We start from the raw sequence: 14,758 nt of genomic DNA, 5'->3' as shown, positions 1-14,758 counted from the left end.
TTATTGTTCTTGTGTTTCTTTTTCTTTTTCTCGTTCAGCAGCCATTTCAGCAGCAATTACATCAATTTCTTTTTTCAGTTCTTCTACCATTATTTCTTCTGGTACTTTACGAACAACTTGCCCTTTACGGAATAATAATCCTTCTCCACGTGCACCGGCAATACCGATATCAGCTTCACGAGCTTCACCAGGACCGTTTACAGCGCAACCAAGTACTGCAACTTTAATTGGTACTTTTAGTGTAGAGATGTATTCTTCCACCTCGTTAGCGATGCTAATTAAATCAATTTCAATACGACCACAAGTTGGACAAGAAATAAGTGTTGCTGCATTAGATGCAAGACCGAATGACTTTAATAGTTCACGCGCAACTTTTACTTCTTCAACTGGGTCAGCACTTAATGAAATGCGTAGTGTATTTCCGATGCCTTTATTTAAGATTGCGCCAAGACCAGCGGCACTTTTTACAGTTCCGGCAAATAATGTTCCGGATTCTGTAATACCTAAATGTAATGGGTAATCAAAAGCACGAGCAGCTTTTTCATATGCTTCAATTGCTAAGTTAACATCAGAGGCTTTCATAGATACGATAATATCGTGGAAATCTAAATCCTCTAAAATTTTAATGTGATGTAGGGCGCTCTCGACCATACCATCTGCAGTTGGGTATCCGTACTTTTCTAAAATGTGACGTTCTAATGAACCTGCGTTTACACCGATACGGATTGGAATACCGCGTTCTTTTGCTGCATTTACAACAGCTTCTACTTTATGGCGACGACCAATGTTACCTGGATTGATACGTACTTTATCAATGCCACCTTCAATTGCTTTTAAAGCAAGACGATAATCAAAATGAATATCAGCAACAAGTGGAATGTTGATTTGTTTTTTAATATCAGCAATAGCATTTGCTGCGCGTTCGTCTGGAACAGCAACACGGACGACTTGACAGCCAGCTTCTTCTAAACGTTTAATTTCAGCAACTGTTGCTTCAACATCATGTGTTTTTGTTGTTGTCATACTTTGTATAATTAATTCATTATTACCGCCAATTGTTAAATTACCGACTTTAACTGGACGTGTTTTTGTACGATGAGTCATTTCATTCACGAATAGATCGCTCTCCTTATAAAAGAAGTTTCTTATTTAGTCCCTCATATCAATGAAAGTATACGTGATACAGGGCTATAGAAACCGAAGTGCTCGGTTTCACTTTTACTATTGTATCAGCGCCTTTATGTAATTGACAAGGATTAAGTGATTGCTCATTGATATAACGGGAATTTATAAGACTTTCCAATTTGTATTTTTGTAGCAGATGTACTTTTGTTTAGTTGTTTAAAGTCATCAATTACCTTTTCAATGGAAGGGATTTTTTTCTTATTGATTTGTTCGGTAATAGAAAGAACTGTCTCACCTGTTTTGACTTCGATTGTTTTATAAGTTACATCTGTTTCTTTTTCTGCTTTGTTCTCTTTCTTTTGTTTTGTATCTGTATTTTCTTGCTTTATCGTTTGGGCAGCGGTTGTTTTTTTATATGAACTTAACATCGGTAAAGTGCCGATTTTTATATCGTAATAAAATATATAACCAAGAACAAGCACGAATAAGAATATACCTAATCTTTTCATATTCTTCACTCCTTTGCTAGGAATATATGCTTGTCCAAAAAAAAAATGCCTATTTAGGCATTTTTTCGTTTTTATTTTTCTTTCGGTTTTGGAACTTCTTTAATCGTTAAGTAAAGAACAATTAAAACAACTGCGATATAAATGAATGTTGAACCAGGTACAACAATTTTGAATAGATCCATAATCATAAAGAAGATTGTTGGAATTGTGTAGCTGTATGCAGTTAACGTCCATACTTGCTTATAAGATAATTTACGTTGACCGCTCATAGCAGAACCTATAAACGCAAGTAAAGTAATTCCTAAGAAAGTAATAAACAATTGGAATAGATATACTAACACGCCGATAACAGCTAGTAAAATTGGATAAATACTATCGAATACAGAAATGAAATCTTGCAAGTCTTTCTTCTCAAGAGATGTCCCTAATAAATCATTATAGGAGTATGTTTGTGTTTGACCATTTCCTATAGAAACTACTTTATCTTTTAAAATAAATAAACCAGTTTTGTTTTGATATGTTTCTATATCTGTTGTATTGGGATCAAATACGAAAAGAGCATCTCCTTCTTCCTTTAGAATAGGTTGTTCAATATCTGCTTTTAGTTCACCGTTTTCGATTTTAAAATCAGGTAAATCTTTTTCAATTGCTTGATTTACCATGGTAACACTATCTTGAATAAAGCTGCCGTAAAAGAATGTTCTTGGAATAGTAGTGATTAGACAAAGTAGCATAATATACAAAATGGTTTTTCCGATTTTTTGAAAACGGAATAACGCCATATCTTTAGGCGAATATACGCTTTTTGCTAATTGGGTAAATATGGACATAGATTCACTTCCTTTATGTATGTATAAAATCATTGTAACGTAGGAATCTAGAGAATCTCAAGATATATTATATTTACATATAGTGGAGATAACTAAATTTCTTTTTATTAATTTTCTTCTTTTATATGAGAAAAATACAATTGACACTTTTCTTTGCCATATGGTAAATTTATCTTACATTTCTTAAAGGATATATCCGATAGGAATTCCTTTATTTGATATGTTGTTACATACATAATTGTGGACCCTTAGCTCAGCTGGTTAGAGCAGACGGCTCATAACCGTCCGGTCGTAGGTTCGAGTCCTACAGGGTCCATATCCATTTCGCATGTTTATTATGTCAGTGGGAAGCTTCCTTGTAGAAGGGAGCTTTTTTTACGGAATATATGAGCATTTTAATTGAAAAGAAGTGGGATTTTTGCTACGTTAATGATAGCAAGACAATGTGATTTATTTGTTTGCACCCTATGGCAATTAGGGTAGAATGAAGTTGTATGTCACTTAAGTGGCAATACATAAACTGGGAGGAATATAACAATGGCAAAACACGAATTACCAAATTTACCTTATGCGTATGATGCTTTAGAGCCTCACTTTGACAAAGAAACAATGAACATCCATCATACAAAACATCATAACACTTACATTACAAACTTAAACGCTGCTTTAGAAGGTCATGCAGAATTAGCTGACAAAAGCGTAGAAGAATTAGTTGCAAACTTAAACGAAGTACCAGAAGCAATCCGTACAGCAGTACGTAACAATGGTGGCGGACATGCTAACCATACATTCTTCTGGACAATCTTATCTCCAAACGGCGGCGGACAACCAGTAGGCGAACTTGCAACTGCAATTGAAGCGAAATTCGGTAGCTTCGATGCATTCAAAGAAGAATTCGCAAAAGCTGGCGCAACTCGTTTCGGTTCTGGTTGGGCTTGGTTAGTAGTAAACAATGGTGAGCTAGAAGTAACAAGCACGCCAAACCAAGATTCTCCTCTAACTGAAGGTAAAACTCCAGTTGTAGGTTTAGATGTTTGGGAACATGCTTACTACCTAAATTACCAAAACCGTCGTCCTGACTACATCGGTGCATTCTGGAACGTTGTAGATTGGAACGCTGCTGAAAAACGTTACCAAGAAGCAAAATAATTGTAATAACGATAGAAAAAGCTAGGAGAATGCTCCTAGCTTTTTTCTATGCTTCCTTTTACATAATTGGGCTTGTCTTTGGAAGACTAGAACATGAAGTAAAGGAGAGTTGTGTATGAAGTGGAAACATATAATTGGTGACGTTGAAGTGAATCGGGATTTAGTGTTGTTGCTCCTTATTGGAGGTTTATACACGCTCGCAATTTCTTTATCGAATACGTTTGTTAACATTTATTTATGGAAACAAACACAAAATTATGTGAATCTTGGCTTGTATAATTTGGCCAGCGTTGTATTACAGCCTCTCACATTTCTTATAGGTGGGAAATTAGCGAAGCGTATTGATCGCTCAATCTTGTTACGAATAGGCGTAGGCACGTTAGCTATTTTTTTTATCGTTGTTTTAGTAGCGGGAAAAAGCGCTTCTCACTATATTTTATTAATGGGGGCTCTTTTAGGAGTCGGATATGGTTTTTACTGGCTCGCGTTTAACTTATTAACATTTGAGATTACAGAACCAGAAACAAGAGATTTCTTTAATGGGTTTCTTGGACTTCTTACATCCTTCTCTGGCATGATTGGACCGATAGCAGCTGGATACACAATTTCACGTATGGAAAAATGGAGCGGCTATACGGTCATATTCTTTCTTTCGTTAGTGTTATTTGCAATTGCTGTTATTTTAAGCTTTTTTGTATCTAAGAGAGAATGTGAAGGACGGTATGAAATTGTACAAGTATTGAAAGAGCGGCAGATTGATAAAAATTGGGGAAGAATTACACGTGCTCATTTTTTCCAAGGGTTGAGAGAGGGAACGTTTATTTTTGTGATTTCCGTGTACGTGTATTTAGCGACGGATAGCGAACTCGCCTTAGGAAAATATAGCTTAGTAAATTCTGCTGTATCATTTGTATGTTACTACTTAGTCACTCGTATGTTAAAGAAAGAGTGGCGGAAAAAAGCAATTTTGCTTGGAGGCATTATTTTATATGCTGTCGTATTTTTAGTTATATTCGACGTTACATACGCAAAATTACTTATTTATGCAGCGTGTATTGCGGTTGCATACCCTATTTTGCTCGTTCCGTACGGGTCCATGACATATGATGTAATTGGCAGAGCGAAAAATGCGAGAGAGTGGCGTGTAGAGTATGTAGTTGTCCGGGAATTATGGTTAAATGCAGGAAGAATTTGTTCGATTTTAAGTTTTTTATGTGCTGTATTATTCTTTCCGCCTGAAAAAAGTTTACCTTACTTATTATGTATTTTAGGTGCAGGACATTTCCTTATTTATTTTGCAGTTAAAAATGTCAAATATGATGAGGGAAATGCAAGTAAAACAAGTGTTGTAAGGCAAGGGACTGCGCAGAATCAAACAGAACCAGAAGGTTAACTTCTCGGTTGTTTTATGCTAGAATAGAAAAAGATGTAAGACAGCAGTGAGGACACCTGTATGAAGGTGTCCCTTTCACATTACATAGCTGTTGGTAGAGGGGGTTTGTATGAGCAAGAAGCAGAAACAACAAAAGAAAAAGACTCACGTTCCTTTTCGGTTAAACGTGCTGTTTTTCTGCGTGTTTTTAATGTTCTCCGCGGTTATTGTAAGGCTTGGATATGTACAAATTGTTCGCGGTGAGGAATATAAGAATGAAGTGGAGAGGAAAGAGAACTCGACGATAAGTAATCCTGTACCACGTGGGAAAATATTTGACCGTTATGGGCGAGCTGTAGTAGATAATGCAGCTGTACGTACGATTACATTTACAAAAATGAAAGGGTCAACTGCAGAGGCTCGCTTAGAAACAGCGGAAAAGTTAGCAGATTTGATTGAAGTCCCGACAGATAAATTAACAGATCGCGATAAAAAAGACTATTGGCTTGCTACGCACAAAGAGGAAGCTAAAGAAAAAATTACGAATAAAGATCGTCAAGAGTTAAAAGATAAAAAAATTGACGATAAAGAAGTAGATGAGCGTCAACGAAATCGCGTGACAGAAGAAGAAGTGAATCAATTATCCGCAAAAGATTTAGAAGTGCTAGCGATTAAAAGCAAAATGGACGGCGGATATGCGATGACGCCACAAGTCATTAAAAAGGATGCTACAGAAAAAGAATACGCGATTATTAGTGAAAATCTAGCAACATTACCGGGTGTAGATACAAATGTTGATTGGGATCGAAAGTATATTTATGATGATTTATTCCGAAGTGTACTTGGCGGGGTGTCAACGTCTGATGAAGGTTTACCGAGAGAAAGACTAGATTACTATCTTGTTCGTGATTATAATCGAAATGACCGCGTAGGGAAAAGTTATCTTGAGCAGCAATATGAAGATAGTTTGCACGGTAATAAAGCGGAAGTGAGAAATATTACAGATAAAAACGGTAATATTTTAGAAACGATTAATGTATCAAAAGGGCAAAGTGGTAACAATCTGAATTTAACAATTGATATGGAATTACAAAAGCGTGTAGAAGAAATTATCACTAAAAATTTATTGAGATATAAAGGGGGACAACCTCTTTTAGATCGTGCATTTGTTGTAATGATGAATCCGAAAAATGGTGAAGTTTTATCTATGGCAGGGAAACAGTTAGTGGAAGAAAATGGCGAAACGAAAGTGCAAGATTTCGCATTAGGAACGATGACAAGCTCTTATCCGATGGGATCAACTGTAAAAGGTGCGACGGTACTTACAGGATATCAAACAAATGCCATTCAACCAGGTTCCTACCAACTTGATGAACCAATCGTATTGAAAGGAACGCCGAAAAAATCTTCTTGGAAGACGATGGGATCTATTAATGATTTGACAGCATTAAAAATGTCTTCTAACGTTTATATGTTTAAAACGGCGATGAATCTCGCAGGTGTTCAATATGTGAGAGGTGGTACGTTAGATATACCACAAAAAGCATTTGATACGATGCGTTATTATTTCGGACAGTTTGGACTTGGTGTGAAAACAGGTATTGATTTACCGAATGAATCAGCGGGCCAAACAGGTAAAGGAATTCAGCCAGGTTTCTTATTAGATTTATCAATTGGACAGTATGATACGTATACACCACTTCAATTAGCGCAATATGTTTCAACAATTGCAAATGGTGGTTACCGTATGCAGCCGCAAGTTGTGAAAGAAATTCGTCAACCGGCAGTGAAACCAGACGAAGTTGGAAAAGTGGTTCATTCAATGGAACCGAAAGTACTAAATCGTATTGATATGCCTGAATCACAAATTAAACGTGTTCAAGAAGGATTTAGACAAGTATTTAACGATTCTGGTGGTACAGCTACGAAATACTTTACAGGTGCACCATATAAAGCTGCTGGTAAAACAGGTACAGCTCAAACTGTGTATGGCGGAGATAAAGAGATAGGTAGAAAGGCAAACGGTGAGCGTAAAGAAACATATAACTTAACGTTAGTAGGTTATGCGCCACTTGAAGACCCTGAAGTAGCATTTTCTGTTGTTGTACCTTGGGTGGATGATAAATCAGGTATTAACGGATATATTAGTCGTGATATTATGGACGCGTACTTTGATTTGAAAAAAATAGAAAATGGCGAAGCTTCAAAAGAGGAAATAGATAATAAAAAGAAAAAGAAAAATCAAGATCAAGATGACGAATAAAAAAGTTGTAAAAAAAGCACACTATCTGAAAAGATAGTGTGCTTTTTTTTATGGTTCATGCATACGTTTTAATAAAATGGACAAGCATATCATATCGGAAAATTGAGGAATCTCACAAATGATATGTATGTATCTCCTCTGAAGGAGAACGGTTTTATAGACCAATCATCAGTGAAGATGAACGGTGGCTACGGATTCAAGTTTCCCCTTATGTTGATTCTTGTGGAACTTTACAAAACTTTTACAAACAATTAAAACCGAATTAATAGTTTAGCAGTATTCTTATATCTGTAATCCTGTTATTTCCGGTTACTTCTAGGAGGAAGAACACGTGAAATGGATAAGTGCATCGATTAAAGTTTTCATGCTGTCGACATGTTTTCTTTATGTTGGCACGTCTACTGTATTTGCTGTGAATGAAATGGGAGAAGTGAGAGTTGATGGATCCTCAACAGTTTTCCCTATTATAGAAGCAGTAGCGGAGGAATATACAAAGGCGCATCCAAACGTGAAAATTTCTATCAGTGTTTCTGGAACAGGAGGAGGATTTAATCGTTTCAGTAAAGGAGAAGTAGATATAAATAATGCTTCGAGAGCAATGAAACAAGTGGAAGAAAATGAAATGAAGAAAAACTCTATTCAGTTTACACCGTTTGAAGTCGCTTACGATGGTCTTACGATCGTTGTGAGTCGCCAAAATACTTGGGTAAACAATATGAAGGTAGACGAGTTACGTCTATTATGGAGTGAAGATGGAAACGAAAAGCGATGGTCACAAATTCATTCTTCATGGCCACGTGAACAGGTGAAGTTTTATGCGCCAGGTGTAGACTCTGGTACGTATGATTATTTTCAAAATGTCATCTTACAAAATAGTCGCATTGTAAAAAAAGTCTCTTTGTCTGAAGATGATCAAGTTATTATGCAAGGGGTAATGAATGATAAAAATGCCATTGCTTTTGTAGGATATGCTTATTATATGGCCAATCGAGATAAGGTGAGAGCAATAAAAGTGAATGGTGTACTTCCGACGAAAGATACCATTCAATCAGGTAAGTATAAGCCATTATCTAGGCCACTATTTGCTTATGTGAATGATGCATCTATCCGAAATAAAATGAATGTAGCAAATTATATTGAGTTTATGATTCAGCATGTTGGTAATCTCGCTGAAGAGGTTGGATATGTAAAATTACCAAAAGAAAAATATAATGAACAGCTGCGGATGTTAACAGAAATAAAAAGGTAATGTCAGGGTGGAAAGGGGTTTTCATCTTTGGCTCATAATGACAAAAGTCAAATTACATTTTCTGTACAAAATTTGATTGAAAGAAATACAAAACAAAGAAAAAAAACGCAGCGAATCAATCGAATAGTTCCGTTATTACTAAAAATAATTGCTAGCGTGTCTATTGTAACGACACTTGGAATTATTTTTACATTGGCAAATGAAACAATGATGTTTTTTCAAAAAATACCATTACACTCCTTTTTGACGGGAAAAGAATGGTTACCTTTTTTTGAAAATCCTAAATTCGGTATATTACCACTTATATGTGGAACGTTCCTTGTAACAGCAATTGCCATGTTCGTAGCAATTCCTATCGGTTTAGCGTGTGCCGTATTTTTAAGCGAATATGCTTCAAGCAGTGCAAGGAAAGTATTAAAACCGATGTTAGAACTATTAGCAGGTATCCCGACAATTGTATATGGTTTTTTTGCATTAACAGTTGTCACACCACTTTTACAACGGATTATACCAGATTTACAGTTTTTTAATGCGATTAGTCCAGGTATTGTTATTGGCTTTATGATGATACCTACAATTGCATCTCTATCTGAAGACGCGATGAGAGCTGTAGCGAAAGGAACGAAAGAAGCTTCGTTAGCACTTGGAGCAACTCGGTTTGAGATGGTAAAACAAGTCGTGTTTCCTTCGGCTTTTACAGGGATTATGGCAGCAATCCTATTAGCTGCTTCCAGAGCAATTGGCGAAACGATGATAGTTGTAATTGCAGCGGGATCCACGCCGAATGTATCGCTCGATCCGACACACTCTATTCAAACGCTAACAGCCTATATTGTGCAAGTGAGCTTAGGTGATGCTCCGCATGGAACAATTACGTATTACAGCATGTATGCTGTAGGCGCAACGTTATTCTTGTTTACTCTTATAATGAACATCATTTCACACTCTATTATGCGCCGCTTTAGGAGGGTGACATAATATGCGAATGTTGAATCATAAAAAAATACAAGAAAATATGGCATCACGTTTTTTTAAAGACCGAGTTTACAAGTTGTTATTTTATATAGCAATTTTGTTTTCAATAGTAATACTGCTTATTTTGCTTTTTCAAATTTTTGAAAAAGGTATAAGTTACCTTTCGTTAGATTTCTTTACAAACTTCGCTTCGCGTAATCCGAAAGAAGCTGGGATTGCTGCAGCTTTGTCAGGAACAATATTATTTATGAGTATTGTTATACCAGTCTCCTTTATATTTGGAGTTGGAACTGCTCTTTATTTGGAGCAATATGCGAAGGAATCTATATTTAAAAAGGTAATAGAAATTAATAATCAAACGTTAGCAGGAGTACCTTCCGTTGTATTTGGATTACTCGGCTTAACTATTTTTGTATATGCTCTTCATTTAGGAGAGAGTATTATTGCGGCGGCACTGACGATGAGTTTACTCGTTTTACCGACAGTTGTTGTAGCGAGTCAAGAAGCGATACGATCTGTACCAAGTTCATTATTAGAAGCCTCTTACGGATTAGGTGCTACGAAGTGGCAAACGATGTATCAAATTGTATTGCCATCTGCTTTCCCAGGAATTATAACGGGTTGTACGTTAGCGATATCAAGGGCGATTGGAGAAGCGGCACCGCTATTAGTTATCGGGGCACTTGCATTTGCAAATTATGTTCCATTTAGTATGTTTGATAGATTTACAGTTTTACCAATTCAAATTTTTAATTGGATGAGTAGACCGCAAGAAGAATTTCAGTATGTAGCAGCTGCTGGGATGATTGTTTTGTTAGGTTTATTACTCTTTATCAATATATTTGTCTTATGGTTACGAAATCGAAAATAAGTTGGAAATGGATGAAAGGGGAATTCAAATGGTAGCAACAGTAGTAAATGTACAGGTGAAAAACGAGGAGAAAATCGAGACTGCACCAAAGAAAGTAGTATTTGATACGAAAAACTTAAATTTATGGTACGGAGAAGACCATGCTTTAAAAGATATTAACTTAAGCATTCATGAGAATGAAGTTACAGCAATTATCGGGCCAAGTGGTTGTGGTAAATCAACGTACTTAAAAACATTAAATCGTATGGTAGAGTTAGTACCAATCGTGCGAACTACAGGTGTAATTGAATATAGAGAGCGCAATATATTTGAAAAATCATACCCAGTTGAAGAATTAAGAACTCATGTGGGAATGGTGTTCCAAAAGCCAAACCCATTTCCGAAATCTATTTATGAAAATGTAGCATATGGCCCGAAAATCCATGGTATTCGTGATAAAAAAACATTGGATGAAATTGTTGAAAAAAGTTTACGTGGAGCAGCGATTTGGGATGAGTTAAAAGATCGTTTGCATGATAATGCATACGGTTTATCTGGTGGACAGCAACAGCGTCTATGTATCGCACGTTGTTTAGCAATTGAACCAGACGTTATTTTAATGGATGAGCCAACATCGGCACTAGATCCAATTTCAACATTAAAAGTAGAAGAATTAATTCAAGAGTTAAAGAAAGACTTTAGTATTGTGATCGTAACGCATAACATGCAACAAGCGGCACGTATTTCAGATAAAACTGCTTTCTTCTTAAGTGGAGAAGTTGTGGAGTATACAGATACAAATAAATTATTTACGACACCTTCAGATAAGCGTACAGAAGATTATATTACAGGCCGATTCGGTTGATATCGTTGCAAGGCTAAGAGCAAATACCCTCTTAACAGAGGGTATTTCTTATTTTTACCTCATTTAATTAGAGAAGTAATACTTCTCCTATCTTAAGGCTTATTACAAGTAGGCTAGGTAGGAGATCTATATATAATGGCACATAATATTGAGGGGGAAGAAACAATGGTAAGAGAACAGTTTCAATGTGATTTAAAAATGTTACAGCAAAAGGTGATTGAGCTTGGAGAGCTAGCGAGGGAAGCTTTATTGCTTGCTATGGAAGGTCTTCATAAAAGGGATGTAGAGAAAGCGTTAGAGGTAATAGATGGTGATTATCGTATGGATAATTTAGAAGAGGAAATAAATGATCTTGCGCTTATGCTTATTACGAAGCAGCAACCTGTAGCAAGTGATTTAAGAAGGATTTTCATTTCAATTAAAACAGCGACAGATTTAGAGCGTATTGCAGATCATGCTGTTAATATTGCGAAATCAACAATTCGTCTTGGGGAAAAAGAGGTGGTTGTTAGTTTGCACAATCTTGATGAAATGTTTGCAATTGCAAATAAGATGCTACAGTTAGCGCTAGAAGCATATGAGCAAGAAAATTTAACTTTTGCGAAACAAATTGCCGAAATGGATGATTCAGTTGATGAAATATATGGGAAAGCGATTCGTGAATTTATATCTTCAGTTCCAGAACAACCAGAAGCAATTACACAAATTACACAATTATCCTTTGTGGCGAGATATATCGAGCGTGTAGCAGATCATATTACAAATATTGCTGAAAATGTTTTTTATTTAGTAAAAGGAAAGCATTACTTATTAAATGAATAAAGAAAAAAGGCAGGTGAAACATCACCTGCTTTTTTTAGTCAAAACATGACAAAAAAAGCTCGTTGTTTCCTTTAGTTTATGATGATAAGATGTATCATAATATAATGGAAAAAATAGGACATATATGTTGTTCACTTATTAAGGGATATTTTACTAAGTTAATGGTAAGCGCTTTCTTTTGTGGTGTTGAAAAGGTACATGTATATAGGGAGTTTTACTGCCTGTAAAAGCCCGAGTCGAGTGGTCAAGGCTAATAATCAGTGGGAGATGCACAAAATCCCTACTAATTAAAGTTTCATTTTATACTGCTAGTTAATGCGGGGGAGATAATATACATATCGTATATGAAGTTACTGATCATTATATAAGTGGAGGCTGAAGTATATGAAGGGGGTTATTTTAGCTGGAGGAAAAGGACGACGCCTTAGACCATTAACATGTAATACTCCAAAGCCGATGTTACCGTTATTAGAAAAGCCAGTTTTGGAATACAATATTGAATTATTACGTCAGCATGGGATTCGTGAAATTGCAATTACTGTTCAGTATATGAGTACGGCCATTAAGCAATATTTTGGAGACGGTAGCAAATGGGGAGTTAACTTGTACTACTTTGAAGATTCTCCCCCGCTTGGAACCGCAGGGAGTATTAAACAAGCGGAAACATTTTTAGATGAAACGTTTGTTGTGATAAGCGGGGATGCGTTAACTGATTTTCAATTATCAGAAGGAATTACGTTTCATGAACAAAAGAAAAGAATGGTAACTATGTTTGTAAAGGAAGTAGAAAACCCACTCTCATTCGGTTTAGTTGTAATGAACAAAGAACAAGAGGTTACACGATATATAGAAAAACCGAGCTGGAATGAAGTAGTCTCTAATATTGTGAATACAGGTATATATATTATGGAGCCAGAAATTTTTTCTTACATACCGCCCCGAGAGTTTTTTGATTTCAGTCAAGATGTGTTTCCGCTCTTGGCAAATAAGAACGCGTTATTTGCATATTTGTCAGAAGGTTATTGGTTAGATATCGGTACATTTGATCAATATCGACAAGCACAATTTGATTTGTTAACGAAAAAATTGCAAGTACCTATTCCTTACACGGAAGTATTGCCGATGGTATGGATGGGGGAAGGTGTGACGATTGGAAAAGGAACGAAAATTCACGGTCCTTCTTTTATTGGAGAAGGAGCAAAGATTGGTGTTGGAGCTGTAATTGAGCCATACTCTATTATCGGGAAAAATAGTGTTGTTTCAAGTTATTCTCATCTTCAAAAAAGTATTGTTTTTGCAAATGCGCACATTGGTCAGTATTGCGAGCTATTAGAAACGACCATAGGAGAGCATACAATGGTGGAAGATGACGTTACACTGTTTCAAAAAAGCATTGTAGCGGATCATTGTCATATAGGGAAAAGTACGGTAATTAAGCAAAAGGGAAAACTATGGCCATATAAGGCAATTGACAGCTATTCAGTAGTAGGATCGGCTGGTGTTCAAGAAAGTGAAAAGAGTGCAGGATGGTTGCAAAAAAGCCGCATTGTAGGAAGAGGTAATGTTGAAATCACTCCTCAATTTATTGTGAAGGTTGCGATGGCGTATGGATCTCTTTTTGCCAAAGGAGAAAGTATATTAATTGGGAGTCAAGAACATATAGAAACGACTTCTTATAAAAATCTCTTTCTTCATGCGATTCATGGTATCGGGGTTCATACGATGGAATGCAAAGAAATGAACGAATCGCTTTTTCAGTATAGCATTCAGGATTTACAATGTGCTGGTGGGGTTTTCATTCAAGTAGAAAATGAAAAAGAGGTTGTTATAAAGTTATATGGTAAGGATGGGGTACAATTAACGTATAAGCAGCAAAAAGCGATAGAACAAGTATATATGTCTGAGTCGTTTTATTACGTATGTGAGAAAGAAATGGGACGGAATAAGCTAGTCCACGTTTCTTTACATGATTATATAGAGGCTGTATTAGAGCGCGTTGATATTGAGAAAATACAAAAACAAAAGTTTCATCTTCTTATTAATAAGAGGAATGATATGTTACAACATTTATTGATGCTCTTTTTACAAAGGCTCGGATGCACAGTTACATGGATTTATGCGGGCGAACAAAAGGATCATGTGAAAGCTTTGATGAAATCAAGTAAAGCAAATATGGCACTTATGTTTTCAGAGCAAGGAAATTATTTCGAGTTATATGATAATCATAGTAATATTTACCAAGGAACAGATTTTGAAGAGGTGGATATTCCAGATTTATTACTTGAATCGGCAGGAAATATTTACCCGATGTCTTTGAAATTAGGAGAATGTTACCTTCTATTTTATACGCAGGATGAAAAAAAGTCGTTTCAAGCGAGATGGAAGCGAGATATTTTATATCGAATTGGAAAATTATTCGAGTTAATAGCATTGCAGGGGAAAACATTTCTCAGCATAGTAGAGCAATCACCGCCGCTCTATCTACTTTGTGATGAAGTTGTATGTTCATGGAATGAAAAAGGAAAAGTAATGAGGAAATTATTGGCTGATATGGAAAGAAAGGAAGAAGGTATATTTGAAGGAGTACAGTTCAAATATACCGAAAAAGAGTGGTCTTATATCGTTTCTGACACAAAACAACCGAAATTTTTAGTGTATTCGCATGCCAGAAACCCAGTAATAGCAAGGGAAAACATGAAAAATCTTATAGAAAAAATTAGACAATATCAAAAGGTGTAGAATTTTTATT

The 14,758-nt window shown here is 36.0% G+C and carries 12 protein-coding genes and 1 tRNA gene; 10 read left to right on the top strand and 3 right to left on the bottom strand.

The window, feature by feature from the left end; genetic code table 11:
• The 3 genes from ispG to AC1DMU_RS02910 form a co-directional block, all read right to left on the bottom strand.
• Complete coding sequence (gene ispG / locus AC1DMU_RS02920) at nt 1-1,104, bottom strand: flavodoxin-dependent (E)-4-hydroxy-3-methylbut-2-enyl-diphosphate synthase (protein WP_075308387.1); 1,104 nt, start codon at nt 1,102-1,104, stop codon at nt 1-3.
• Between the two features lie 164 nt (nt 1,105-1,268).
• Nucleotides 1,269-1,634: a protein YqfZ gene (yqfZ, locus tag AC1DMU_RS02915; RefSeq protein ID WP_048541536.1), complete on the bottom strand. Its 366-nt coding sequence runs from the start codon at nt 1,632-1,634 to the stop codon at nt 1,269-1,271.
• 71 nt (nt 1,635-1,705) lie between these two features.
• A complete protein-coding gene (locus AC1DMU_RS02910) occupies nt 1,706-2,464 on the bottom strand; it encodes a DUF1189 domain-containing protein (protein ID WP_000021902.1) in 759 nt (252 codons plus the stop codon).
• 242 nt (nt 2,465-2,706) lie between these two features.
• Between AC1DMU_RS02910 and AC1DMU_RS02905 the strand changes: the two genes are divergently transcribed.
• The 10 genes from AC1DMU_RS02905 to AC1DMU_RS02860 all read left to right on the top strand — a co-directional run bounded on the left by AC1DMU_RS02905 (nt 2,707) and on the right by AC1DMU_RS02860 (nt 14,748).
• Nucleotides 2,707-2,780: transfer RNA gene (locus tag AC1DMU_RS02905), tRNA-Ile, on the top strand.
• Between the two features lie 221 nt (nt 2,781-3,001).
• Nucleotides 3,002-3,613 (top strand): superoxide dismutase [Mn], encoded by a 612-nt coding sequence (sodA, locus tag AC1DMU_RS02900; protein ID WP_001052034.1) that lies wholly within the window; start codon nt 3,002-3,004, stop codon nt 3,611-3,613.
• Between the two features lie 115 nt (nt 3,614-3,728).
• Nucleotides 3,729-5,006, top strand: coding sequence for an MFS transporter (locus AC1DMU_RS02895; protein WP_088064421.1), 1,278 nt, complete (start codon nt 3,729-3,731; stop codon nt 5,004-5,006).
• A gap of 109 nt (nt 5,007-5,115) precedes the next feature.
• On the top strand, nt 5,116-7,248 hold the full coding sequence (locus AC1DMU_RS02890; protein WP_088064420.1) for a peptidoglycan D,D-transpeptidase FtsI family protein: 2,133 nt from the start codon (nt 5,116-5,118) through the stop codon (nt 7,246-7,248).
• A 331-nt stretch (nt 7,249-7,579) separates the two neighbouring features.
• Entirely contained in the window at nt 7,580-8,497 is a 918-nt protein-coding gene (gene phoX, locus AC1DMU_RS02885; protein ID WP_088064419.1) for a phosphate ABC transporter substrate-binding protein PhoX, read from the top strand.
• 27 nt (nt 8,498-8,524) lie between these two features.
• Nucleotides 8,525-9,475, top strand: a complete 951-nt coding sequence (gene pstC / locus AC1DMU_RS02880; protein WP_088064418.1) for a phosphate ABC transporter permease subunit PstC — start codon at nt 8,525-8,527, stop codon at nt 9,473-9,475.
• A gap of 1 nt (nt 9,476) precedes the next feature.
• On the top strand, nt 9,477-10,343 hold the full coding sequence (pstA, locus tag AC1DMU_RS02875) for a phosphate ABC transporter permease PstA (protein ID WP_088064417.1): 867 nt from the start codon (nt 9,477-9,479) through the stop codon (nt 10,341-10,343).
• A gap of 28 nt (nt 10,344-10,371) precedes the next feature.
• The gene (gene pstB / locus AC1DMU_RS02870; RefSeq protein ID WP_000226689.1) at nt 10,372-11,187 is read left to right on the top strand and encodes a phosphate ABC transporter ATP-binding protein; all 816 of its coding nucleotides are present in this window, start codon (nt 10,372-10,374) and stop codon (nt 11,185-11,187) included.
• Nucleotides 11,188-11,352: 165 nt separating this feature from the next.
• Nucleotides 11,353-12,009: a phosphate signaling complex protein PhoU gene (gene phoU, locus AC1DMU_RS02865; protein ID WP_033657724.1), complete on the top strand. Its 657-nt coding sequence runs from the start codon at nt 11,353-11,355 to the stop codon at nt 12,007-12,009.
• Nucleotides 12,010-12,393: 384 nt separating this feature from the next.
• Nucleotides 12,394-14,748 carry a sugar phosphate nucleotidyltransferase gene (locus AC1DMU_RS02860; RefSeq protein ID WP_087985250.1) on the top strand — a complete coding sequence of 785 codons (2,355 nt, stop codon included), beginning with the start codon at nt 12,394-12,396 and terminating at the stop codon, nt 14,746-14,748.
• Nucleotides 14,749-14,758: the final 10 nt, after the last annotated feature.

It is taken from the genome of Bacillus sp. 01N45, assembly GCF_056399205.1.
Note: the sequence above shows the minus strand (reverse complement) of the source record. Positions and strands in the feature narration are given on the sequence as shown.